Origin of the sequence: uncultured Ruminococcus sp., assembly GCA_902785355.1 — a bacterium.
Lineage (GTDB): Bacteria > Bacillota > Clostridia > Oscillospirales > Acutalibacteraceae > Ruminococcoides.
Window position 1 is genome coordinate 1 of the sequence record CACZYF010000025.1, and the last position, 25,884, is coordinate 25,884.

Sequence of the window (25,884 nt, forward strand, 5' to 3'; positions counted from 1 at the left end):
AGAACCTCTTCTACGGTCTGAAGGAATTCAGGCTCGGAAGCGTTCTTTTCTTTTACTTTTGCGATGACTTCATCAACATAAGACATAAATATACCTCCTAAATATAGTGCTAAAAAAGAATTATATTCTTCGGGCTTTGCCCAAAAGAAAAACTGCACAGTTAGGATTATATTACAAACGAATGTATTTTGCAAGATTTTTTCGCAAAAAATCATAAAAAAGAGCAATTTCGTCACTTTTCACAGAAAGAAATCGTGAAAATTGCAGTTGTATAGAATAGAGGTTGCAAAAATTTTAACGCATTAATGCCTTAAAAGAAATAAGTGAATCGTCATTTCTGTTGTCGATAAAACAGACGGTCATTCGTATGCTCTTATTATTCTAAATAAGAAATAACCGCCATGCGAACACAGCGGTTATCATAATGATTATTCGGTTATGAGTTCGAGCAGTTCCTCACGGCTGAGTCCCGAATTGCGGGAGATTTCGTCGTTCGGGATCACGCGGAGCACCTTGCCGTTGTAACGAGATACAAGAACTGTAGCTTTCTGTCCGTTGATCGTGACGGTCTCTTCGGTATAAATTTCATCGAGCGGCACCTGCTTTTTGAGGTTGGCTTTCTCTGTCAGCGCGCCTGTCGGACAGAGCTGAACGCACAGTCCGCAGTTGTTGCACTTGGTCTGATCGAGCGGGAGCGCGAAAGCGGGGGAGGGTTCGGTGGTGAAGCCTCTGCCCATCAAGCCTAAAGCGTGGATGTCCATGACTTCGCGGCAGCTTCTCACGCACAGTCCGCAGAGGATGCACTTCGCGGTGTTGCGCTCGATGAAGGCGTTTTCGTCGCGGGTGTACTGCTGCGGCATCTCGCCCTTGAAGCGGCTCGGGTCAATGTCATATCTCTGCGCTACGTTGAGCAACTTACATTTATAATACTCGCGGCAGCCGCACTCGAGGCAGCGGCTCGCTTCCGCCTGCGCCTCTTCCTCAGTGAAGCCTAAGCTGACCTCGTCGAAGTTTTTGTTTCTTACCTCGGGGTCTAAAACGCGCGGCGTCTTTCTCGGCTCTTTCTTACGGTCAGAATAGTCTATTGTCGCTTCGTCACGCTTGGAGATATAGGGGACGCGGGTATCTAAGCGCTGACCGTTCAGATATGCGTCAACGGCTTTCGCACAGCGGTCAGCCTCGCCGATCGCTTCGATCGCGATGGACGCGCCGCGGTTGGTCGCGTCGCCGATCGCGAATACGCCGTCCATGCTGGTGGTAAAGAAATCGGGATCGGCTTCGATGTTGCCGCGGTCATTCAGCTGTAATTCGCTGACGTCGCCCTGCACGAGCTTCTGACCGATGGCGAGGATCACAGAATCGAGCGGTATTTCTTCCGTCTTGCCCTCGACGGGAACAGGTCTGCGTCTGCCGCTTGCGTCGGGCTCACCGAGCTCCATGATCTGGAGCGTGACGGATTTGAGCTTGCCGTTCTCACCGTTGAAGGAGATCGGGTTGGTGAGGAACTTGTAGATTACGCCCTCTTCCTCCGCTTCGTCGATCTCCAAAGCGTCCGCCGGCATCTCCGCGCGGGTGCGTCTGTAGATGACATAGACCTCTTTCGCACCGAGTCTCACAGCCGTTCTGCATGCGTCCATAGCGGTATTACCGCCGCCGCAAATAGCGACCTTTTCGCCGATCGCGGGAGCATTGCCCTGAATAACGGCACGGAGGAAATCGATACCGCCGTAAACGCCCTCGAGGTCTTCGCCCGGGGTACGCATGGAAGAAGACTTCCACGCGCCGACCGCCACGATCACCGCATCATTCTCCGCTTTCAGCGATTCGATGGTAAAGTCCTTGCCGAGCTTCACATTATTAACGAGCTTCACGCCCGACTTTTCAATGATGGCGATCTCTTTATCGAGTACTTCTTTCGGCAGTCTGTACTGCGGGATGCCGTATCTCAGCATTCCGCCCATCTTATCCATCATGTCATAGACGGTGACGGAATGACCCATGATGTTGAGGTAGTATGCGGCTGTCAATCCCGCGGGACCGCCGCCTACAATTGCGATTGTTTTTCCTGTCCTTACCATGAGATCAGGAAGGTAGCTGTCTTTGTTGAGGTCAATATCCGCGGCAAAGGCTTTAAGCTGAGCGATATTGATCGGCTCCTCTACGTTCTTTCTGCGGCAGGCTTTCTCACACGGATGCGGGCATACTCTGCCGATGGAAGCGGGGAGAGGGATCTTGTTCTTGATCAACTTTATTGCGCTGTCATATTCGCCGTTAGCGATCAGTCCGACATAGCCCTGGCAGTCGGTTCTCGCGGGGCAGTTGAGCTGACACGGCGCGACGCAGTCGCCGTCGTGAGCGGACATGAGCAGCTCCATCGCAATCTTGCGCGATTGAACAACTCTCTCCGATTCAGTATTGATGACCATGCCCTCGGTGCATTTCGCGGAGCAGGAGCGCAGTAATTTAGGAATACCTTCGGCTTCAACAACACACAGACCGCAGGCTCCGTATATTTCTACTGCTTTGTCGTAGCATAAGGTAGGGATTTCAATACCGTTCGCTCTTGCGGCTTCTAAGATCGTCGCGCCCTCGGGGGCTTGAATCGCTTTTCCGTTGATGGTTAAATTGATCATTCTTACCCCTCCTTTACGCTTTTACTACCGCGTCAAAGCGGCATACGCTGTAGCACTTGCCGCACTTGATACACTTGTTTGTGTCGATGACATGAGGTTTCTTGACTGTGCCTGTAATAGCATTCACAGGACAATTCCTCGCGCATAAGGTACAGCCCTTACACTTATCCGCGTTGATACTGTATTCGATCAGATCGGAGCATTCGCCCGCGGGACACTTTTTGTCCTTGATGTGAGCTTCATACTCGTCACGGAAATACTTGATGGTGGTGAGTACAGGATTCGGCGCTGTCTGACCGAGACCGCAGAGCGCGCCGTCCTTGATGGCGTAGCACAGCTCCTCGAGCAGCTCGATATCGCCCTCTTTGCCCTCGCCCTTGGTGATACGCTCTAACATTTCGAGCATACGCTTGGTGCCGATACGGCAGTGGATACACTTGCCGCAGCTCTCCTTGGCGGTGAAGTCGAGGAAGAACTTTGCCATACCGACCATGCAGGTGCTCTCGTCCATGACGACCATACCGCCCGATCCCATGATCGCGCCTGTGGCTCCCAACGCTTTGTAGTCGATGACGGTATCGATCAAATCAGCAGGAATACAACCGCCCGAGGGACCGCCCATCTGGACAGCCTTAAAGGGCTTGTCGGTCTTCATACCGCCGCCGATATCGAAGATGACGTCGCGCAGGGTCTTGCCCATTGGGATCTCGACAAGACCGCTTCTCTTGACCTTACCGGTGACGGCAAATACCTTGGTGCCCTTACTGCCCTCGGTACCCATCGCGGCGAAGGCTTCGCCGCCGTTGTTGATGATCCAAGCGACGTTGGCAAAGGTCTCGACGTTGTTGATGTTACTGGGCTTTCTCCAAAAGCCGCTTTGTGCGGGGAACGGGGGCTTCAAGCGCGGCATACCTCTGTGACCCTCGAGCGATTCGATCAGGGCTGTTTCCTCTCCGCAGACGAACGCGCCCGCGCCCGCCTTGATCATGAAGTCGCAGGAGAAGTCAGAACCAAAGATATTCTTGCCGATGACGCCTTTTTCACGCGCCTGTTCCAGCGCATTCTTTAAACGCTTGATAGCCAGCGGATATTCCGCTCTGACGTAGACGACGGCGTGCTTTGCGCCGATGGCGTAAGCGCCGATCAGCATACCTTCGATGAGGTTGTGGGGGTCGGATTCGATAACAGCGCGATCCATGAATGCGCCGGGATCGCCCTCGTCGGCGTTACAGATCAGGTACTTTTCCTCACCCTCGGAGTTGCGGGCGGCGTTCCACTTGAACCATGTCGGGAAGCCCGCGCCGCCTCTGCCTGCCAAGCCCGAGGTCTTGATGATGTCAATTACCTCTTCGGGAGTCATGCCGAGCGCCTTTTTCAGCGCGGTGTAGCCGTCTTTCTCGATATATTCCTCGATGATCTCGGGGTTGATGATACCACAGTTTCTCAGAGCGATTCTGGTCTGTTTGCTGAGAAACTCGCTGTCCTCGTCAGTGACAACGAGGTTTTCGATCTTGCTTCTGTCGCCTGTGTTGATGTACTCCGCGATCGCGGGAGCGTCATCCGCGGAGACTTTGACCAGTCTTGTCAATCTGTCCTCGTCATAGATATCCACGATCGGCTCGAGGTAGCACATACCGATACAACCGGCAATGCTTGCATTGATATTTTCTTTTAATAAAGCTTGGCGAACCTTCTCGGCGCCCGCCGCGATACCGCAGGAGCCCTGTCCGATGACTACTCTCATACTGCCGCCTCCCTTAACTCTTTTAAGATCTTCTTGGTCTTGTCGGGGGTGAGCGAGCCGTAGGTGTCCTCGTTGATCATCATGACAGGCGAGAGCGAGCAACAACCCAGACACGCCACGCATTTGAGCGAGAACAACCCGTCCTCGGTGGTCTGGCCGTCGTCGATCCCCAGCTCATCCTTGATGGTTTGTAAGATCAGCTCGGAGCTGTTGACATGGCACGCCGTACCCTGACACAGCATGATAAGATATTTTCCGACAGGCTCAAAGCGGAACTGGGTGTAGAAGGTACCTACGCCCATGATCTCTGAGGTCGCGATACCCGTTCTCTCAGAGATGCGCTCGATCGCTTCCTTCGGCAGATAGCCGTAGATGTCCTGTGTGTGCTGCAAAATGGTGATAAGACTGCCCTTGACCGAGGCGTATTCGTCGAGTACCCCGTCGAGCAGTGATAAGTCTATTGTTTTATTATCCATGGATTTCCCTCCATTTCATTCATTTCTTTTTATTGTACTGCAAACCGCCGTTTATTTCAATAATTATTGAGAAATTCCGGAGGTTAGCTGATTCTAACTTTTTGGTATTTTCCTTTGATGAATATTTTGTATAAAAACATCAAATTTAATGATAAATAACGATAAATACTATTGCAATTAGTACAAAGCAGTGATAGAATAGTATTATATAATTCAATCATTATTCATTGGAGGGATTATTATGTATCTGATTGCGAACGGCAGGCTCTTCACCCGCGATCCGGAGCGTCCGTATATTGCGGACGGCGGCGTCGTTACCGAGGGGGATAAGATCGTCGCCGTCGGTACAGCGGCAGACCTGAAGGCGCGATACCCGCAGGCGGAGCTGATCGACGCTCACGGACAGCTGATCATGCCGGCATTCATCAATACCCATACGCACATTTACTCGGGACTTGCGCGCGGGCTGTCGATCAACGGCTATAATCCCACCAACTTCTACGAGATCCTCGACGGCATGTGGTGGAAGCTTGACCGCGAGCTGACCCTGGAGGACACAAGAGCCAGCGCCTACGCGACCTACCTCGAGTGCATCCGCAACGGCGTGACCACGGTGTTCGATCACCACGCGAGCTACAAGGAGATCCCCGGCTCGCTGTTCGCCATCGCCGACTGTGCCCGTGAGATGGGCGTTCGCTCGTGCTTATGCTACGAGGTCTCCGACCGTGACGGAGAGGAGAAGTGCGATCAGGCGATCAGGGAAAACGCCGACTTTATCTCCTACTGCAAGGAGCAAAACGATCCGATGCTCGCGGCGATGTTCGGTATGCACGCGCTGTTTACCATCTCCGACAAGACCTTTGACAAATGCGTCAAAGCCAACGACGGCAGAACCGGCTACCACATCCACATCTGTGAAGGGCTCAACGACGTTGAGGACAGCCGTGACAACTATCATATGCTCCCCATCGAGCGACTCGAGAAATGGGGCATCTTAGGTGAGAAAACCATCCTCGGTCACTGCATCCACCTGACCGATCCGGAGCTCGATAAGATCGCCTTAACGAACACGATGGTCGTCAACAATCCCGAGAGCAACATGGGTAATGCCGTAGGGTGTTCTCCGGTGCTGAAAATATTCGAAAAAGGCATCCTGATCGGTCTGGGCACCGACGCATATACGCACGATATGCTCGAGAGCCTCAAGGTTGCCTTGACCATCCAGCGCCACAATGCGGGCATGCCGAACGTCGGCTGGAACGAGGTCACGACCATGCTCTTTAAGAATAACGCGAGGATGGCTGCAAAATACTTCGATACACCGCTCGGCGTGATCCGCGAAGGGGCGGCGGCGGACATCATCGTAATGGATTACCTGCCCTTTACCCCGCTTTCCGCCGACAATCTCGACGGTCATATGATCTTCGGCATGAACGGCAGACAGTGCCGCACCACCATGGCGAACGGCAGGCTCCTCTACCGCGACAGACAGTTCGTCGATATTGACGAAGAAGCGCTCAGCGCCCGTATATACAAGACAGCCGAGGGGCTTTGGAGCAGGGTGAACAGATAGCTTAAAGTCCAAAGCTGAAATACCAAATACTTAAGAAACTTCAACCTATAAAAACAGCATCATGAGGTATGATTATGAGTGAAAAAATGGTACCGCTGAGCATTAATGAGCTACTCGACAGAATGACGACGGAATATAAAAGAGATCAAATCGCCTTCGGGATCCACGAGGGCTTCAAGATTTCGCGCTACGATGAGTGGATCGAGCGGCATAAGGATTCGCTGGGCGCTCAGGTGATCGCGGGCGGCAAAACGAAGTATCTCCCGATCTTCGGCGAAAAACTGGAGGTTCCCTTAGGCCCCGCGGCGGGTCCGCACACCCAGATGGCGCAGAATATCATCAGCGCCTACATCGGCGGCGCGAGATTCTTCGAGCTCAAGACCGTGCAGGTCATGGACGGCGAGGAGCTCGCGAAATGCATCGCCCGTCCGTGTATCAAGGCGGACGACGAGGGCTACAACTGCGAGTGGTCGACCGAGCTGACCGTCGAGCAGGCGTACGAAGAGTACGTCAAGGCGTGGTGCGTGCTCAAGGTGATCTCCGTCGCGTTCGGGCTGGGCGATCCCGACGGCTTTGTGTTCAACATGAGCGTCGGCTACGACCTCGAGGGCATTCGCTCAGAGAAGATCGACCGCTTCATCGAAGGCTTGAAGGACGCTTCCGACCGTCCGATCTTTACCGAAGTTAAAAATTCCTTAAAAGAATATTATCCCGAATACACCGAGCTGATCGACGGCATCTCGCCGCATATCTGCCGCAGTGTGACCCTCTCGACCCTCCACGGCTGTCCGCCCGACGAGATCGAGCGGATCGCGACCTATCTCCTGACCGAAAAGGGACTGAACACCTTCGTCAAGTGCAACCCCACCATCCTCGGCTACGCCGATGCAAGGGCGATCCTCGACAAGGCGGGCTTTGACTACGTTGCCTTTGACGATCATCATTTTAAGGAGGATCTGCAATATTCCGACGCGGTTCAGATGTTCCGTCGGCTGATGGCGCTCGCGAAATGCAAGGGGTTGGAGTTCGGCGTGAAGCTCAGTAATACCTTCCCCGTAGATGTAAAGCAGGGCGAGCTGCCGAGTGAGGAAATGTACATGAGCGGCAGAGCGCTGTTTCACCTTACGATCGAGATGGCTCGCAGATTGTCGGCGGAATTTGACGGCAGACTTCGCATCTCATTCTCCGGAGGTGCGTCAGTATCGGTCATCCGCTATCTGTTTGAAGCAGGCATTTGGCCGATCACCGTCGCGACAACCCTTTTAAAGCCCGGCGGCTACAGCCGTCTGGCGCCGATGGCGTACATTCTGCGAAACTGCAAGTACGAGCCCTTTAACGGTACGGATACCGAGAAGATCGCCGCGCTGGGCAGACGCGCAATGCAGCATCCGAACTTCCGTAAGCCTTTAAAGCCGCGCCTCAATCTCAAGGACGATCAAACGGTACCGCTGTTTGACTGTTACCGTGCTCCGTGTCAGGGAGGCTGTCCGATCGGTCAGGATATCCCCGAATATGTACGTCTGGTTGATCTGGAAAAGCACCTCGAAGCCCTGCGCGTCATCACACAGAAGAATCCCCTGCCCTTTACGACGGGCCTGATCTGCTCCCACCGCTGCATGGGCAAATGCATACACCATCTGTATAACTATAACCCCATCGATATCCGAGGAAACAAGTATATCGCCGCCTGTGAGGGCTACGATGAGCTGATGAAAGAGATCGAAAAGCCCGCTTCCGTCGGCAGAAAGGTCGCCGTCATCGGCGCAGGCGCCGCGGGACTCTCCGCTGCGTATTTTCTCGCCCGCGCGGGAATCGACGTCGATGTATATGAGAAGGACGCTCAACCGGGCGGTATCGTGCGCAATGTTATCCCCGACTTCCGGATCTCACCGTATTTCGTTAAAAGAGATGTCGCAATGATCGAGAAGATGGGCGCGAACATTCTGCTGAATACCCCCGCTCCGTCCTTTGATGAGCTTCGGGCACAGGGCTACAGCGCCGTGGTCTGCGGCGTAGGCGCCTACAAGGCTCGTGATCCGCATATCGGCGGAAACGTCATCAACGTCATCGACTTTTTAAGAGATTATAAAGAAAAGCGCCTCGATATAGGGGGTATCCGTGATATAGCGGTGATCGGCGGCGGTAATACCGCGATGGACGCCGCTCGAACTGCGAAGCGGATCGGAACCGTAGAGAACGTCACCGTCGTCTATCGCCGTACCAAGAAGTATATGCCTGCCGATGAGGAAGAGCTGCTCGAAGCGCTGAAGGAAGGCATACAGTTCGTGGAGCTCGCCGCTCCGCTCGAGCAGAAGAACGGAACGCTGACCTGCACCGTGATGAAGCTCGGCGATCCCGACAGCAGCGGCAGACGCAGTCCCGTTCCGACCGATAAGACTGTCTCGATCCCCGCTGATCTGGTGATCGCCGCGATCGGCGAGCAGGTAGACACCCGTCTCTTCACCGAAAACGGAATTGCTCCCGATGAGAGGGGCAGAATCCCCTTTGCGACCGAAATCGACGGTATGATGGTGTATAATATCGGCGACAGCCTGCGCGGTCCGAGTACCGTGGTCGAGTGTATCGCCGACGCGCAGCGCGCCGCGGACGATATCATCGGCGAGAAGCATGTGATGCAGATCCCCGATGACGCAAAACCGACAACCTATGAGGCTATCGAGAACAAGCGGCATGTCGATCCTGTCGCGCTGACCCCGACGCTGTCGAACTGCCTGAGCTGCAGCACCGTATGCGAGAACTGCGTCAGCGTGTGTCCCAACCGCGCGAACACCGTGGTCGTCATGCCCGACGGTCGACGTGAGATCCTGCATATCGACCGCCTGTGTAACGAGTGCGGCAACTGCCGAAGCTTCTGTCCCTATGCGTCTGCTCCGTATCTCGATAAGCTGACGCTGTTCGAGGACATTGAGAGCTTTGAAATCAGCACCCAAAAGGGCTTTTACATCCTCAACGATCACACCGTCCGCGTCAGACTCGACAAGGTCGGGGACATCGATCTCGATCAGCCGAATGATCTGACGAAGGATGAAGAAATCTTTATCCTGACTGTGATGAAAAACATCGATCTATATAGATAAGAAGTGATAACATGAAAAAAATACTGTTCAAGGGAGGAACAGTGGTCTCCGCCAGGGGACCCAAGCGCGCAGACGTGCTTGTCTCAGGCGAGAAGATCGTCGCTGTCGGCAAACACCTCGCCGCCGACGCTCAGATCGCGGACGTCAGCGGGAAGCTGATCTTCCCGGGATTCATCGACGCGCATACGCATTTTGACCTTGAGGTCAGCGGCACCGTCACCGCCGATGATTTTGATTCAGGTACCAAGAGCGCGCTTTCGGGCGGTGTGACCACCGTAGTGGATTTTGCGACCCAGAACAAGGGCGAGACACTCTCCGACGCGCTCAACAACTGGCATATGAAGGCGTTCGCCAACTCATCCTGCGATTATGCGTTCCACATGGCGATTTCCGACTGGCGCGACGATATCCGCGAGGAGCTGCCCGCGATGTTCGAGCAGGGCGTGACTTCGTTCAAGGTCTACATGATCTATGACGCGATGGAGCTGTGCGACCGCGAGATCTACGAGATCATGACCGAGCTGAAAAAATACGGCGGTATCGTCGGATGCCACTGTGAGAACTCGGGCATTATCGGCAAGCTCAGAGAAGAAGCCGTCGCCTGCGGCAACACATCCGCCGCGTTCCATCCCGCGACGCGCCCCGACTATACCGAGGCGGAGGCAGTAACCCGCTTTCTGAGTATCGCGAAGGCAGCCGACGCGCCGTGTATCGTGGTTCATTTGAGTACGGAAAAGGGCTATGAGGCGATCTGCCGGGCCCGCGCGGACGGCGTGCGGGTCTATGTCGAGACCTGTCCGCAGTATCTGCTGCTCGATGACAGCGTATATTCCGGCAGCTTCGATAATGCCGCCAAGTATATCTGCTCCCCGCCTCTGCGTAAGGGGAGCGATAACCGCGCCTTATGGGACGCGCTGAGAAAGGACGGCGTCAACACCGTCAGTACCGATCACTGCTCCTTTACCTTAGAGCAGAAGCGCGCGGGTGAGAATGATTTCACCAAAATCCCCAACGGTATGCCGGGTGTGGGTACCCGAGCGGTGCTGATGTACACCTACGGGGTGAAAAAGCACAGGATCTCCCTCCGGCAGATGTGCGCTTTGCTCAGCGAGAACCCTGCACGGCTCTACGGCATGTACCCGAAGAAGGGCGTGATCAAGGCGGGCTCCGACGCGGACCTCGTGATATTCGACCCGAAGCGAAGCGGCGTGTTATCTGCTGCGAACAGCTTTGGTAAGAGCGGCTACGATCCGTATGAGGGCGTGCGTACCGCGGGCGCGATCGAGAGAGTCTACCTGCGCGGCAGTCTCGTTTACCGCAACGGCGAGATAATCCTCGAGCACACCGGCCGCTACGTGATGCGCGGCAAATATATAGGATAATACTACCGTTACCGGCTCGGACATTTCGCTCCGAGCCGGTTTTCTTTGCTTCTCTGTCATACTATATTTCTCTTGACAAGATTCCCATAAAAAGGTAGTATATATAATGTTGAAAAATTTGATCGCCATAGCCAATGGCGACAAGGAGGTAACCATGAAGAATACTGAAAAAACAATGGAAAAGCTCGTTGCGCTGTGCAAGGGCAGAGGCTTCGTCTATCCGGGCTCCGAGATCTACGGCGGACTCGCTAACACCTGGGATTACGGTCCCCTCGGCGTCGAGCTGAAGAACAATATCAAGAACGCCTGGCGTAAGAAATTCGTCCAGGAGAACAAATACAACGTCGGTCTGGACTCCGCGATCCTGATGAATCCACAGACATGGATCGCCTCGGGTCATCTGGGCGGCTTCTCCGACCCGCTGATGGACTGTAAGGAATGTAAGACCCGCCACCGCGCCGACAACCTGATCGAGGATTTCGACGGCACCAACGTCGCGGGCTGGTCGAACGAGCAGATGATGGATTACATCCGCGAGAAGGGCATCACCTGCCCCAACTGCGGCAAGAGTAACTTTACCGATATCCGTCAGTTCAACCTGATGTTCAAGACCTTCCAGGGCGTTACCGAGGACACCAAGGCGGAGCTGTACCTCCGTCCCGAGACCGCTCAGGGCATCTTCGTCAACTTTGCGAACATCCAGCGCACCACCCGCAAGAAGGTTCCCTTCGGCGTCGCTCAGGTGGGCAAGAGCTTCCGTAACGAGATCACCCCCGGTAACTTCATCTTCCGCGTGCGCGAGTTCGAGCAGATGGAGCTCGAGTTCTTCTGCAAGCCCGGTACCGACCTCGAGTGGTTCGACTACTGGCGCTCCTACTGCCGCGACTTCCTTTACAGCCTCGGCATCAAGGAGGAGAACCTCAGACTCCGCGATCACTCTAAGGAGGAGCTGAGCTTCTACTCCAAGGCGACCACCGACTTCGAGTACCTCTTCCCCTTCGGCTGGGGCGAGCTGTGGGGTATCGCAGACCGTACCGACTACGACCTGACCCAGCACCAGAATGTCTCCGGTAAGGATCTGAGCTACTTTGATCCGACCGACAACACCCGCTACATCCCCTACGTCATCGAGCCTTCGCTCGGCGTCGAAAGACTGTTCCTGACCGTCATGACCGAGGCGTACGACGAGGAGGTCGTCGATGAAGCGAAGAACGACACCCGCGTCGTACTGCGCCTGCATCCGTATCTCGCGCCGTTCAAGGCGGCTGTTCTGCCCCTTTCTAAGAAGCTGGGCGAGCAGGCGGGCGCGCTGGCCGACGAGCTCTCCAAGAGCTTCTCCATCGACTATGATGACGCCGGCTCCATCGGCAAGCGTTATCGCCGTCAGGACGAGATCGGCACGCCGTTCTGCATCACCTACGACTTCGAGTCCCTTGAGGACAACTGCGTGACCGTCCGCGACCGCGACACCATGCAGCAGGAGCGCGTCGCCATCGCCGACCTCGAAGCCTACATCGCCGAGAAGATCAAGTTTTAAGAGAACAGAGAACAGATAACGGAGGGCTTCTCCCTCACCCGATCAACAAACCGAACATAACGAAACGGGGCTGTCGCAAAACCGAAAGTTTAGCGGCAGCCCTGATCACGGGAAATTAATATTGTTTATAAGCAGTTTATAGAGCAAATGAAATCATAATGAATCAGAGGGCGTTGAAAAACGCTCTTTTTCTGTTTCTCATCATTGTATAATTACCTTGCTTTCTGTGTGGTTTTTGGGGCAATTTAATACCGGGCAACCCTTTCGGGCTGCCCGGTCTGGTTTTTTAGGGGTGTCTTAGTGCGACAGCCCCGGTCTGGTTTTTAGGGGTGTCTTAGTGCGACAGCCCCTTCTGTTTGGATTTAAGATTATGCCTTAATCCGATATTACTTCAGATAAGACTGGCCGCCGGGACCGAGCGCGCCGCTGATGCTCGCTGTGGGAGAGCTGTAGACGTACACGCGCATATTGCCCTTACCGACAGAGCCTACGCTCAGGGTACCGCCGGAGACGGTCTTTCTGTCGCCGGTTACAGCGTCGATATAGGTTCCGTTGGGGATATTCTTGAAGGTCGCGCCGTCGGTGATCGTTACGCAGGCGAGGGAGTCGACGTTCTTGCCGTTGTAGTTACCGGTGTAACGGCGGATGTACGCCATGTTGCCGCTGACATAGTTATCGTTGGTGGTGTACTGACCCATCTGCAGAGCGGGAACCGCGCGGCGGATCGCGTTCAGCTTCTGGAGGTGCAGGGCAAGCGGCTGCTTCAGCGTATCGGCAACCTTACCGGACGCGGAATACTTCGTGAAGTCGGTCGCGGTGACGGAGCCCTCGAGGTAATCGCCGAAGTATGCACGGCCGGAGTTCGCAAGCGAGATGTTGGTGCCTTCGTCGATACGAACGCCCTTCTGGAACTCGACCTCACCGCCGTAATACAGGCAGGGGATACCGCGGAAGGTGAACATGAGGTTCAGGTTCTCAGCCCAGGTCTGGGTGCCGCCGGTAAAGCGGTTATTCTGACCTCTGTCGGGCGAATAGTCGTGGGACTCAACATAGGTGACGTTCCAGGTGGAATCGTTGAAGTACTTATCCTCCTCGAGAGCCGTTCCGTAAGCGCCGGACGCCTCGTCAAAGTTCCAGTGCATGGTGAAGTCGATCGCGCCCATGCCGGAGTTCTGGGAGTAGTCGGGGGTATGGTAGTTGATACCGTTGAGGAACGCGTTCTGAGAGGTCGGCTGATTGGAGGTGCTGACGTGGTTCTCACAGAAGGTGATCGTGTTCTTGACGTTGTTCTTGATCGTCGCAGCGTCGGTAGCAGCAGACAGCTTCGCGAGGTCGGCGGCGGAATCGTCCCATGTGTAGAACTGGACGGACTCGCCGGCGTTATCGCGGTACCATGTCTGGCTGAAACGGCAGCAGACTTCGCCGAACATATAGAAGTTATTGTTGCCGGCTGCCTTCGCGGCTGCGTTCATCGGGTCGTTGTACCACTTGTTCAGAGAGAGTCTGGGGATATGACGGACAGTGTCGACACGGAAGGCGTCAACGCCCATATCAATGTAGTTGGAGTACGCGTCGACGGTGTAGTCGGCAACAGCCTTGTTCTCGGTGTTCAGGTCGACGCAGTCGCCCGCGATCTGACAGAACTTACAGGTCCAGTCGTCCCAGTTAAGGCTCGCGAAGTAGCCGTTATGGAAATAGTTGTTGGAGTTGGCGGTCTTATCGTAGGATACCATATCGGTGAAGCCCTGAGTCTGCTTCATCAGCTGCAGACGCTTGTCGTACTGGGTCTGGTCAGGCAGCTGCCAGTACTGCTCGGGCTTGGAGATACCGCAGTAGTCGAGGAGCTTCTTGGTGGGGGTCATGGTCGCCTTCATGTCGCCGAGCTTGGTACGGTCGGAGTCGTCCTTGGTAAACAGAGGCTCAAGGTTGGTCTCGCCGAAGTTACCGGTGTGGTTCCAGACGACGTCCTGAACGATCTTCATGCCCTTTTCGTGAGCCGCCGCGATCAGATCCTCATAAGTGAAGTCGTCGCTCTCATAGCGGGCGTCGACCTTCGAGAAGTTGAGCGCGTGGTAGCCGTGGTAGTCATAGCCGGAGGCGTTCTCGACAACAGGAGTGATCCAGATCGCGGAGAAGCCCAGCGCCTTGATGTAGTCAAGCTTGTCGGCGAGACCCTTGAAGTCGCCGCGCCATGCGGGGTCGGAATCGGGGTTGTTTGCCTTAGCGTCATCCCAGCAGTGGACGTTGTTGCCCTTGTCGCCGTCATAGAAACGGGTGGTGATGACAAAGTAGATGGTATCCTGACGCATATCGACGCTCTGGTAGGGATCCGCCTCGAAGGGGTTCTTCGAGCGGAAGCGGCCGTTGTAGTACCACCACTCGCCGGTGTTGCGGGTCAGCTCTCCGGACTTCTGGTCAGCGAGAGCCGAGGAACCGTTGGTCAGCATGAAGTTGACCTTGGTCTTGCCGGTGAAGGTGTAGGTGTACCAGCTGCCGCCGGTCAGCGACGGAGAAGCGGTCATTCTCACACCGGGATAGGTGCAGGTGATATTGGACGGAAGGGTGTTCCAGTAGTAGATATACGGGGTGTAGTCGGTTGCGTAGACGTGGACGATAACGCCGTCCACGGAGGTGTCGGCAACTTCGACGTCGGCTGCTGTATCGGCGAGCTCTTCATCCACCGCGTTCGCGGAGATAACAGCTACGGAGAACAGCATTGCAAGGCACATGATCAGCGCCAGTATGCGTGAAAGTTTCTTCATGTTATGTTACCTCCTTCTTAAAGAATTTCGTCAAAATCGTGGATGATGCCCGAGATAAAGCGCTGGATGAAGGTCGCGTCAACGATATCGACGTCGTCGTTGCGGTCTACGTCGGCGTTGACCAAATTGATCGGGGTGTAGAGCGGGATGCTCAGCTCGTAGCGCTGGATCCAGGTAACGTCCATGACGTTGACGTCGCCGTCGTCATCCGCGTCGCCCAGCAGGATCGGCTGCGCGCTGTGCTCTGTAGGCGGCTGAGTCGGGGGAGCCTGAGTCGGCTTCTGTGTCGCGGGCTGTGTCGGGGGCTGGGTCGGGGGCTGAGTGGGCTTCTGTGTCGGAGGCTGGGTCTCGGGCTGTTCGGTCGGCGACAGGGTGCCTACGCAGGTGAAGTCATAAGTGCGCTCCTCAACCTTGTTATCCGACGCCTGAACGCTGACGGTCACGGAGTACGCGCCGTTCACGGTGGGCGTGAAGGAGGTGGAGCTGTTGAGCGTATAGTACGGAACGTTCACGATGGAGCCGTTCGCGTTCTTGATGGTGTACTTGTAGAAGAGCAGGTTGGTGCCGGTGATACCGCCGCCCGCGGAGGTAGCGATGGTGACCGACTTGTTGCGCTGGATCTCACCGCCCGCGGGGGTCACGGTCTTGATGTACGGGGTCGGAGAAACCGAGCCGTCCTCGATGAGGTAGGACTTGGTGCGCTGGTTGGTGTTGCCTGCCGCGTCACGGAAGTCGTAGGTGATGGTGTAGGTACCGGCGACCTGAGGCGTCCACAGGACGGACTTCCTGGTGGAGAAGTCAGAGAGAACCGTGGTGCCGGTGGTGCCGGTTACGCTGAACTTGTAGTAGACCGTGCCTTCGCCGTTCGCGTCAGCGTTGAGGGTAATGCCCACGCCGTTGTACTGGGGCGACACGAGATCGGTGGTGAACGCGGAGACCTGCAGCGGCGAGGTGTCATAGACTGACCACTCGGAGGTCTTGTTGTTGTAGCAGTAGCCCGCGCCGGGGAAGGGCAGGTCGGTAGTCTGGGTCTGGTTGCTGCCGATGTTGAAGATGATGTTCTGGTAGCTCTTTGAGAACTGATAGCGCCAGATGTTGCCGCCGATGTTGGTCATCTTCACGCCCGGCCATGCCGCGTTGGAGTCGCTCGAGCCGTTCCACATATAGGCGTAAACGGCGCTCCAGCCGGCTTCGTTCTCACAGTAAACGTAGTTCTTACCGTCGGAGGAGCCGCCGGGCTGGGTAGCGGGAGCGGAGGTGGGGTTGGTGTTGCCGCCCTGGGTAGCAGGAGCGGAGGTGGGCTTCACGGTAGCGGGCTGGGTCTCAAGTGCGTCAAGACCGACGACGACCAAGCCTATGCTGGGGCTCATGAAGTAGATACGGAGCTTGTCACCCGAGGGATTCCACAGGTGCATGCAGTTCTTGCCGCCGTAGTTACCGGACTGTACATAGTACTTTTGTCCGCCGGATACGGTGGTGACCGCCTGGTTCTGCTGAGCCTGGGCGGCAGAGTTGGAGACTGTTGATACCACGAAGCAGTAGTCGTTGCTCGCGTCAGCTACATCGCAGTAATAATAGCCTTTTGAAGAATCATAAGTAAAGGTACCGGTAGGGGTCGTCCCGCTGAAGCTGGGACCGTTGGTGTGCTCGCCCCACAGATAGTAGGTTTCGGCGCCGGTCTCGGCGACCTCGGCGTTATCAGCCGCGTTTACGGTCACAGCCATGGCGACGGCGGATACAAGCACGACCAGACACAAAACGAGAGAAAGCGCGCGTTTTGTGAGCTTATCGGTGTTTCTCATGATCATTCCCTCCTTCTTTCATGTTAATTTTCAGCAAATCCTAAAATAGGTGTATGCCTATACATTTTAATTATACCGAACGAGGACAATTTTAATTTTCTGTATCAGAATTATTGTCAACTAAATATTCCACAATATTCTTTTCCGCTTTTTGTCAAACTTACAACAAAATGACAGTAAGTTTTGTTACATTGTAAAAATCGGTATTTCAATCGGCGGATAAACGGCGCTTGAGAGCCTGAAAAATTTTTCTCCAAGTTGCATAAAAGTATGCAACTTTTTCCTTTGTCGCGCTATGGGTGAAGGAGTGATTTTCATGATGGAACCGAAGTATATCAAGCTGTTCAACGACTGCGCCGACGAGCTCGCGATGCTCTCCGACGAGCAGGTCGGACGGCTGCTCAAGGGGCTGCTGAGCTATGCCGACCGCGGCGAAAAGCCCGATTTTACCGACGATATCACGCTGCGGGTGCTGTTCTCGATCCTGAGAAAGCAGATCGACCGCGAATACGAAAAGTATGATGAAAGGTGTCAGGCAAGGTCAGCCGCGGGAAGAAAAGCGGCTGCCGCACGCTACAGCAGAGAGAAATCAAGCATGCGAACGGATGCGAACGCATGCGTTTGCTGCCAAGACAAAGACAATGACAAAGACAATGACAATGACAAAGACAATGACATAGACAATGACATAGACAATGACAAAGATATAGAATACGGCGCTGAACGCGCGGGACGGGCAAGCCCGTCGCTCTATCTCCCGGAGGTGGATGAAGTCGTTGATTATCTCAATCAGCGTGCCGGTACCCGCTACCGTTCCTCTGCCGGGGGTACGCGGCGGCTCATCGCCGCCCTGCTGAACGAGGGCTACGATACAGCGGACATGAAGCGCGTCATAGACAGTAAGTGTGCCGAATGGCTGAACAGTGAATTCAGCCGTTATCTGCGCCCGGACGTGCTGTTCGGCAAGAAGTTCGAGGGCTACCTCAACGCCCCCGAGCCGAAGCAGACCCTGCCGAAAAGCAAGCTCCACCCCTGGCAGAACGACACACAGGACAGCTACCTCGAGATCATCCGCGAGTTCGAGGAGAATTACAAAGTACCCGGAGCCATAATGAGCGATGAGGAGTGAGGAATGAGGAATGAGGAATGAGGAATGAGGAATGAGGAATATAATAAACGTCGCGGAGTGTTGTAGGGCGGAGGCTTTGCAAACCTCCCGTGTAGGGGCTGAATTTATTCAGCCCGTTCATTCTGCGTCAGCAGGGCGATATCACGGAAGCTTTTCAATTTCATCGCTTCGCGATCGTCCCCCTGCCTGTACACGCAAAAACAGCGCCCCTTTTACAGGAGCGCTGATGGTTCTTGAATATCGTGTTGCGGTACGGGTTATGTGCGGACGATGCCGCCGATGTCATAGGGGCATGAGCTCCCGGCGAGATACCCGCGGATCAGGCTCGCGTCGATGATATCCGTCTTACCGTCGGCGTTGACGTCGCCGTGCAGGAAATCCTTTGCCGCATACTCCGTCTTGATGGCGGCGGCGTGTCGCTGGATCAGGGTCGCGTCGATCACGTCGGCCTCGCCGTTGCCGTTGATATCGCCGAGGATGTAGCCGAGACCGAAGGGCGTACCCGGCGCAAATCTGCCGTCGAAGTAATAGCCCTGAGTCGGGAGGGTATCGGTGTTGCGGTCTACCTTCATGGCGACGACCTGAGCGCGCGTCAGACAGAGCTTTTCGAGGTAAGAGGCGTCCAGCACGCCCTGATTCACCATCGCTTCCGCGTCGGAATAGGACGCGTAGCCATAACTGAGCTCATCCACGTCGGCGTACCACTTGTCGGTAGCCTTATCATAGCGGAAGAGGATGTTCTTCTTCGCCATGGTGATATCGGTCACGGTATAGGTCGTCTCATCCTTCTGCTCCGCGTAATTGTAAGTGTGCTCCTCACCGTATTGGATCAGCGGGATCTCATGTTTGATCAGGTACAGGTCGCTGTTGGGATGGTCGGCGAACTTCTCGCCCGTTACAAGGGTTCTCCACTCGCCGACATACCTGCCGTCTACCCATGCGTCGGTAAAATAGCCCATTTTGCCGCCCCAGTACATACGGGAGCCGACGTCCCATTCGTCGTCGCTGATGTAGTTGGTGTTGCCCTTGGAATAGAGGTAAGTGAAAACGGGATTGGAAACGTCGTGGTGGCCGTCGGCAGACATATTGCTGCCCGCCATGGTGACCCACGCGCCGTCGCCGACGGTGTCGCAGATATCGCGGAAGCTCAGCTCGTCGTCACGCGGGATATCGTCCTCGATCTCGAGATCGGCATAGTCCTTGAGCAGCTGATAGGAGCCCTCAAGGGTGATCGGGGCGTCGTTCTTCTCAAGGGTGAACACGCGCTTGATATCCTTCTCGTCAACACCCTGACCTTCGATATTTCCCGCGCCGCCGTAGCATTTGGTCACGCCGTCAAGGGTAGCGTTGAACAGGTAGTGCGTACTCGTCCATTCGACGGTCACGCGGGGGTCAAGGCGCTGTGCGACATCAGCCAGAAGATACGGGAAGCCGAGCGAATCGTAGCGGTAGGGATAGATCGAAGAGGCAAAGAGCGCGCGGTTATCCCGGCGCGTAAACGGACTGTAGATATAGTAGCTCTGATCGTAGTGACCGGCTCTGGCGAGCATCCAGTAGGGGTCGACTCTCTCGACCCTGCCGCGTACAAAGGAGCCGCTGTAGTGACAGATGCTGTAGAGTCCCGACTGTACCGCTTCCATCTTATCGAAGAACGTACTTCCCTTCGCGTAGGTGTCGATCAGGTAATCTACTCCATCCTTGAGCTTAGGGATCGTGACGGTGATGTCGGAATCATACCAATCCGCCCACCAGCCGTAGCCGTTGCTGTACTGGAGCGTGAGCTTTCCGCCGTCGGTAGTGAAGCTGTTGGATACGAAGATGTAGCCGCCGGCGACGCGGCCGGTGCTCTCATCCTCATACTGCACGTCCGCAAAGATGACAGGCTGATCATAATAATCTGTATAGGCGACGAGGGAATCCTTCTCTTCGCCCTCCTCATCATAAACGGAATCGGGATCCGTAAAGCGGAAGGACGTCGGGTCGGGGTTATCCGTCTTGACGAAGAACAGGCAATTGAACGGCGCAAGCAGCGGCTTGACCTCGTAGGAATACTCCGTCACGTTTTTTTCTTCTATGACGCCGGTCGCGGCGGGAGAGGGCTTCTCCCGTTCGGCAGTATCGGCGGGAGCGTGCGCCCTTTTCTCTCCGGGTAAACGCGAGAAGGTATCGACGTCAGCCGGCGCGTGCGCGCTTTCCTCGCCGTATATCCCGGCATCACCGGACTCCTGTTCGACAGATCCCGCGACCGCGGGAACGGAAACAAGGGCTGACAGCAGCAGAATGATTGCGAGTAAAACGGATATGCTTCTTTTCATGGGTATTCTCCTTAATATAAAGCAGAACAGCGCCCTCAATTCAGCGAAAGAGGGCGCTGTGGTTGGATTCGATTGTCGGTTACTGACCGATGAGCTCCTTGAGCTTCTTGATCACGGAGGGCGCGTCGGCTCTGCCGCGGCTCTGCTTCATGACGTTGCCGAGCACCGCCATGAGCGCCTTCTCCTTACCGCTCTTGTAGTCGGCGACAGCCGCCTGCATGGCGTTGATCGCGTTCTGACAATACTCGGTGAGGGTGGCGTCGTCGAGACCCGCCATGTCGGACTCGCTGACGAACTCGGTGACCGCCTTGCCGGAATCGAGCATCTTCTCGAGCGCGGTCTTGGCGAGGTTGTTCTTGAGCTTGCCGCTCTCGAGGAGCTTGCACAGCTCGTTGAGCTGATCGGCGGTGGTCTTGACGTCGAAGGCTTCCTTATCCGCCTCGGTCTCTAGACGGCGGAAGATCTGACCGATGATGAAGTTCGAGGCGGTCTTGGGCGCTTTCAGCCCCTCGGACGCCTTGTCGAAGAACTCGGAGATGCTGCGGTACTTGGTCAGCTGGGCGGCGTCCTTCTCGGGGATGCCGTATTCTTCGGTGTAGCGCGCGAACTTCTGCTCGGGTAATTCGGGCAGGCGGGAGCGAAGCTCCTCTATTTTTTCTTTCGGCGTACTGATCGTAACCAAATCAGGCTCGCGGAAGTAACGGTAGTCGTGGGCGTCCTCCTTCGATCTCATCGAAGAGGTGGTGCCGGTGGCGTCGTCATAACGCAGGGTCTCCTGCACGACCGCGCCGCCGCTCTCGATCAAATCGACCTGACGCTCGTATTCATATTCCATCGCCTTCGCGATATTGGTGATGGAGTTCATGTTCTTGATCTCGGTGCGGGTGCCGAGCTTCTCGGAGCCCTCGGGGCGGACGGAGATATTCACGTCACAGCGCATCGAGCCCTCCTGCATACGGCAGTCGGACACGCCGATATAGCGCATGATCTGCTGGAGCTTTTCGACATACTCCTTCGCCTCGTCGATCGAGCGGAAATCGGGCTCGGTGACGATCTCGATCAGCGGTACGCCGCCGCGGTTGTAGTCGACGTAGGTATCGCCGTGGTTATGGATCAGCTTACCCGCGTCCTCCTCGATATGAATACGAAGTATTCTTATCTTTCTTCCATTGGAAAGTTGGATGTAACCATGCTCGCACAGGGGCTTATCGTACTGAGAGATCTGGTACGCCTTGGGCAGATCGGGATAGCAGTAGTTCTTACGGTCCATCTTGGCGATCTCGGCGATCTCGCAGTTGGTGGCAAGACCCGCCATGATCGCGTACTCCACGACGCGCTCGTTCAGCTTCGGGAGCGTACCCGGCAAGCCGATGCACACGGGACAGCAATGGGTGTTGGGGTCGCCGCCGAACTTCGTGGTGCAGGAGCAGAAGATCTTGGTGTTCGTCTGTAATTCGACATGGGTCTCAAAGCCCGCTACCAATTCGTATTTCACAGCTTGACACCCCACTTTGTTTCTATCGTCTTATGCTCAGCCTGCTCATAGCGATAAGCGAGGTTGAGGATGGTTTTCTCATCAAATTTCTTACCGATCAGCTGCATACCGATCGGCAGACCCTCCCCATCGACGCCGCAGGGTACGGATACCGCAGGCAGACCCGCGGTGTTGACCGGTACGGTGCAGATATCGGAGAGGTACTGTTCGAGCTGGTCGGTCTCTTCGCCGAAGAGATAGCCGCTCTTGAACGCGGTCACGGGAGCGGTCGGCGCAAGGATCACGTCGACATTCTCGAAGGCACGGTCGAAGGCTTCGACGATCGCGCCGCGCAGGTTGACCGCCTTCTTATAATACGCGTCATAGTAGCCCGCGGAAAGGACATAGGTACCCATCAGGATACGGCGCTGGACCTCCTTGCCGAAGCCCTCGCTGCGTGTACGGCAGATCATGTCGTGGGTGCCGTTATAATGCTCCGCCTTGTAGCCGTAACGGATGCCGTCATAGCGGCCGAGGTTGGAGGACGCCTCCGCCATCGCGAGGATGTAGTAGACGGGCAGGGCGAACTTCAGCTCGGGCAGATCGAAATACACGATCTCGGCGCCCATCTCCTCATACACCTTGGCGGCTTGAAGCACCGCCTCCTTCACGTCCTCGCGGACGCCGTCGAGGTACTGGTTGGCGATACCGATCTTCTTGCCCTTAATATCATTATCCAGGGTCGGCAGAGCAGGCTCGCTGCCCCGGGAGGTGGAATCACGCTCATCGTACTTCGCGATCGCGTCAAAGACGATCGCGGCGTCCTCTACGTCATGGGTGATCGGGCCGATCTGGTCGAAGGACGAGGCGTAGGCGATCAGTCCGTAACGCGACACGGCGCCGTAGGTGGGCTTTAAGCCGACGATACCGCAGAAGGACGCGGGCTGGCGGATAGAGCCGCCCGTATCGGAACCCAGACCGTAGACGGCGAGGTTGCCGCCGACAGCGGACGCAACGCCGCCGGAGGAGCCGCCCGCCACATGATCGAGGCTGTGGGGATTCTTAGCTCCGCCGTAGTAGGAGGTCTCACAGGACGAGCCCATCGCGAACTCATCCATGTTGGTCTTGCCGAGCATGACCACGCCTTCCTTTTGCAGCAGCTCATAGACGGTCGCGTCGTAGATCGGCTTGTAGCCCGTGAGGATCTTGGAGGCGCAGGTGGTCTCGATACCCTTGGTGGAGATATTGTCCTTGAGGGTCATCGGGACGCCCTCAAGCAACCCGATGGTCTCGCCAGCGGCGAGCTTCTCATCCACCTTAGCCGCCTGCGCGAGAGCGACCTCGGGGGTGACGGTGATGTAGGCGTTTAGTTCTTTATTAGAATTTTCGATGGCTTCCAAATACTTTTTGGTCAGCTCAACGCAGGTGATCTCTTTATTGACGAGCATCTCATGGATGCGTTTGATCTGTCCCATCTTACGCTCTCTTTCTGACGAGGAAGTGATCCTCCGCCTGTTCGGGGGCATTCTTGAGGATCTCCCCGACGGGGTAGGATTCTTTGACCTCATCCTTGCGGAAGGCGTTAGAGAGGTTGTTGATGTTGTCAAAATCGCCGCTCTTCACCTCGACGCTGTTGATGGTGTCGGCGAAGGAGACGATCTTCTGCATCTCTTCGGTCAGGCTGTCGAGATCCTTTTCATCCACGAACAGCTTAGAGAGCAGGGCGATATTCTCGATGTCTTCTCTGGTTACCATAATGTGTTCCTTTCAGTCACGGTGAATGGTGAATGGTGAATGGTGAATGGTTAAGGGAGGGCTTCGCCCTCACCCATTTATATAGGAATCAAAACGCGACAGCGTTTCCCGACATCATTCACCATTACTCATTCACCATTCACCAAACAATTTATCTCAACTTGATATGAACTTCACGGAGCTGCTGCTCGCTGACCTCTCCGGGAGAGCCGAGCAGGACGTCCTGGGCGTTGGAGTTCATCGGGAAGGCGATGACCTCACGGATGTTCTCCTCCTCGGTCAGGAGCATGAGCATACGGTCGACGCCGGGCGCCATACCCGCGTGGGGCGGCGCGCCGTACTGGAACGCGGTGTACAGGGAGCGGAACTTCTCCTTGAGGTCGTCCTCCGAATAGCCCGCGATGGCGAACGCCTTCTTCATGATATCGATGTCGTGGTTACGGACAGCGCCGGAGGAGAGCTCCACGCCGTTGCAGACGATGTCGTACTGGTAGGCGAGGATATCGCAGGGATCCTTCTCTAAGAGCGCCTGCATACCGCCCTGCGGCATACTGAACGGGTTGTGGGTAAAGATGATCTGACCGCTCTCCTCGTCCTGCTCATACATCGGGAAGTCGACGATGAAGCAGAAGTCGAAGCGGCTCTTGTCGATCAGGTCGAGACGGGTCGCGACCTCGGTACGGATCTGACCCGCGAGCTTCGGCGCGTCGGCGGCGGTATCGGCGATGAAGTAGATCACGTCGCCCGCCTTGGAGCCGTTCCTCCGGATCAGCTCCTCTCTGTCGCCGGGCTTTAAGAACTTATCGATCGGGCCGTCGAAGAGCAGGTCGTCGGTGACCTTGACGTAGCCCAGACCCTTCATACCGATGGAGAGCGCAAACTCCTCCATCTTCTTGAACCAGCTCTTGGAGCAGGAAGCGGCGCCGGGGACGTTGATCGAGCGTACGCACTTTTTGAGGAAGGGCTTGAAGTCGGTCTCCTCAAACATATCGGAGATCTCGACGATCTCGAGCGGATTACGCAGATCGGGCTTATCGGTGCCGTACTTGAGCATCGCCTCGGCAAAGGTGATGCGTCTGAAGGGCGGCTTGCTGATCTCTTTATCCGAGAATTTCTTGAAGGTGGAATAGAGCACTTCCTCAGCGACCTCAAAGACATCCTCCTGAGTCGCGTACGCCATCTCGAAGTCGAGCTGGTAGAACTCGCCGGGGGAACGGTCGGCACGCGCGTCCTCATCACGGAAGCAGGGCGCGATCTGGAAGTATTTATCGAAGCCGGAGACCATCAACAGCTGCTTGAAGATCTGCGGCGCCTGAGGCAGAGCGTAGAACTTGCCCTTATGCTTGCGGGAGGGGATCAGGTAGTCGCGGGCGCCCTCGGGAGAGGACACGCCGAGGATCGGGGTGGCGATATCCATGAAGCCCAGCTCGCCCATCTTAGCGCGAAGGTAGGAGATCACCTGCGAGCGCAGGAGGATCTTGTCATGTACCTTGGGGTTGCGCAGGTCGAGGAAGCGGTATCTCAGGCGGGTATCCTCGTTGGTCGCGGTGGAGGAGACCACCTCGAAGGGCAGGTTGTTCTTACACTTGCCGAGGATGGTGAGGGTAGAGGCGACGACCTCGACGGTACCGGTAGCGATCTTATTGTTGATCGTTTCCTCGTCGCGCTTGACGACGTTGCCGGAGATGGTGACGGAGCACTCGCGGTTCACGCCCTCTAAAAGCGCGTCGTCATGGACGACGACCTGGGTCACGCCGTACTGGTCACGGATGTCGAGGAACATGACGCCGCCGTGGTCGCGGATATTCTCGACCCAGCCGGCAAGGCGCACCTCCTGACCGATATGTTCTTCGCGTAAATCTCCGCAGGTAACGGAGCGATAGATATTAGCTTTCATTTTCATATTCCTTTCAAGGCATTTTTCCCTATTCTGTAGCATTATACCACAAAGAAAAGCTAAAGTAAAGCCGCGAGTCCGCTTTTTTGGGAAAAAGTATTTAGGAATGAGGAGTTAGGAATGAGGAATGAGGAATGAGGAATTGTATAAACGTCGTATAGGGTTGTAGGGGTTGGCACCCCCGTTGGGGGAATGTCCGAAGGACAAGGGGGGGAAGCTGTCTCCGGCGAGGAATGCTCCCGCCGTAGGGGCGACCATTGGTCGCCCGCGAATGACGGACGTTATTGATATCGAAAACGTATGATAG

At 55.6% G+C, this 25,884-nt stretch carries 15 protein-coding genes; 5 read left to right on the forward strand and 10 right to left on the reverse strand.

What is annotated here, in order from left to right; all coding sequences use genetic code 11:
• Nucleotides 1–428: 428 nt before the first annotated feature.
• The 3 genes from R2I50_RS06915 to nuoE are packed head-to-tail and all read right to left on the reverse strand — an operon-like array spanning nucleotide 429 to nucleotide 4,853.
• Nucleotides 429–2,633, reverse strand: a complete 2,205-nt coding sequence (locus tag R2I50_RS06915; RefSeq protein ID WP_316608429.1) for an FAD-dependent oxidoreductase — start codon at nucleotides 2,631–2,633, stop codon at nucleotides 429–431.
• 13 nt (nucleotides 2,634–2,646) lie between these two features.
• Nucleotides 2,647–4,377, reverse strand: coding sequence for an NADH-quinone oxidoreductase subunit NuoF (locus R2I50_RS06920; RefSeq protein ID WP_316608430.1), 1,731 nt, complete (start codon nucleotides 4,375–4,377; stop codon nucleotides 2,647–2,649).
• Entirely contained in the window at nucleotides 4,374–4,853 is a 480-nt protein-coding gene (nuoE, locus tag R2I50_RS06925; protein ID WP_316608431.1) for an NADH-quinone oxidoreductase subunit NuoE, read from the reverse strand. Before nuoE ends, R2I50_RS06920 begins: the two co-directional genes overlap by 4 nt.
• Before the next feature lie 241 nt (nucleotides 4,854–5,094).
• Between nuoE and ssnA the strand changes: the two genes are divergently transcribed.
• From ssnA to R2I50_RS06945, 4 genes are all read left to right on the forward strand, one after another.
• The gene (gene ssnA, locus R2I50_RS06930) at nucleotides 5,095–6,426 is read left to right on the forward strand and encodes a putative aminohydrolase SsnA (protein ID WP_316608432.1); all 1,332 of its coding nucleotides are present in this window, start codon (nucleotides 5,095–5,097) and stop codon (nucleotides 6,424–6,426) included.
• A gap of 74 nt (nucleotides 6,427–6,500) precedes the next feature.
• Nucleotides 6,501–9,524: a putative selenate reductase subunit YgfK gene (gene ygfK, locus R2I50_RS06935; protein ID WP_316608433.1), complete on the forward strand. Its 3,024-nt coding sequence runs from the start codon at nucleotides 6,501–6,503 to the stop codon at nucleotides 9,522–9,524.
• An 11-nt stretch (nucleotides 9,525–9,535) separates the two neighbouring features.
• On the forward strand, nucleotides 9,536–10,906 hold the full coding sequence (gene hydA, locus R2I50_RS06940; protein WP_316608434.1) for a dihydropyrimidinase: 1,371 nt from the start codon (nucleotides 9,536–9,538) through the stop codon (nucleotides 10,904–10,906).
• A gap of 154 nt (nucleotides 10,907–11,060) precedes the next feature.
• A complete protein-coding gene (locus R2I50_RS06945) occupies nucleotides 11,061–12,443 on the forward strand; it encodes a glycine--tRNA ligase (RefSeq protein ID WP_316608435.1) in 1,383 nt (460 codons plus the stop codon).
• A gap of 386 nt (nucleotides 12,444–12,829) precedes the next feature.
• Here the strand turns inward: R2I50_RS06945 and R2I50_RS06950 are convergent, their stop codons facing one another.
• Nucleotides 12,830–15,205, reverse strand: a complete 2,376-nt coding sequence (locus R2I50_RS06950) for an alpha-amylase family glycosyl hydrolase (RefSeq protein ID WP_316608436.1) — start codon at nucleotides 15,203–15,205, stop codon at nucleotides 12,830–12,832.
• 17 nt (nucleotides 15,206–15,222) lie between these two features.
• Nucleotides 15,223–17,007 carry a starch-binding protein gene (locus tag R2I50_RS06955; protein WP_316608437.1) on the reverse strand — a complete coding sequence of 595 codons (1,785 nt, stop codon included), beginning with the start codon at nucleotides 17,005–17,007 and terminating at the stop codon, nucleotides 15,223–15,225.
• Between the two features lie 316 nt (nucleotides 17,008–17,323).
• On the opposite strand from R2I50_RS06955, the gene R2I50_RS06960 reads away from it, so the two are divergent.
• On the forward strand, nucleotides 17,324–18,136 hold the full coding sequence (locus R2I50_RS06960) for a conserved phage C-terminal domain-containing protein (RefSeq protein ID WP_316608438.1): 813 nt from the start codon (nucleotides 17,324–17,326) through the stop codon (nucleotides 18,134–18,136).
• A 257-nt stretch (nucleotides 18,137–18,393) separates the two neighbouring features.
• Here the strand turns inward: R2I50_RS06960 and R2I50_RS06965 are convergent, their stop codons facing one another.
• The 5 genes from R2I50_RS06965 to aspS form a co-directional block, all read right to left on the reverse strand.
• The gene (locus tag R2I50_RS06965) at nucleotides 18,394–20,451 is read right to left on the reverse strand and encodes a dockerin type I repeat-containing protein (RefSeq protein ID WP_316608439.1); all 2,058 of its coding nucleotides are present in this window, start codon (nucleotides 20,449–20,451) and stop codon (nucleotides 18,394–18,396) included.
• Between the two features lie 79 nt (nucleotides 20,452–20,530).
• Nucleotides 20,531–21,946 (reverse strand): Asp-tRNA(Asn)/Glu-tRNA(Gln) amidotransferase subunit GatB, encoded by a 1,416-nt coding sequence (gene gatB, locus R2I50_RS06970; protein ID WP_316608440.1) that lies wholly within the window; start codon nucleotides 21,944–21,946, stop codon nucleotides 20,531–20,533.
• Entirely contained in the window at nucleotides 21,943–23,400 is a 1,458-nt protein-coding gene (gatA, locus tag R2I50_RS06975) for an Asp-tRNA(Asn)/Glu-tRNA(Gln) amidotransferase subunit GatA (protein ID WP_316608441.1), read from the reverse strand. The genes gatB and gatA overlap by 4 nt, the downstream gene beginning before the upstream one ends.
• Before the next feature lies 1 nt (nucleotide 23,401).
• Nucleotides 23,402–23,680 carry an Asp-tRNA(Asn)/Glu-tRNA(Gln) amidotransferase subunit GatC gene (gene gatC / locus R2I50_RS06980; RefSeq protein WP_316608442.1) on the reverse strand — a complete coding sequence of 93 codons (279 nt, stop codon included), beginning with the start codon at nucleotides 23,678–23,680 and terminating at the stop codon, nucleotides 23,402–23,404.
• Between the two features lie 151 nt (nucleotides 23,681–23,831).
• The gene (gene aspS / locus R2I50_RS06985; protein ID WP_399552851.1) at nucleotides 23,832–25,577 is read right to left on the reverse strand and encodes an aspartate--tRNA ligase; all 1,746 of its coding nucleotides are present in this window, start codon (nucleotides 25,575–25,577) and stop codon (nucleotides 23,832–23,834) included.
• Nucleotides 25,578–25,884 lie beyond the last annotated feature (307 nt).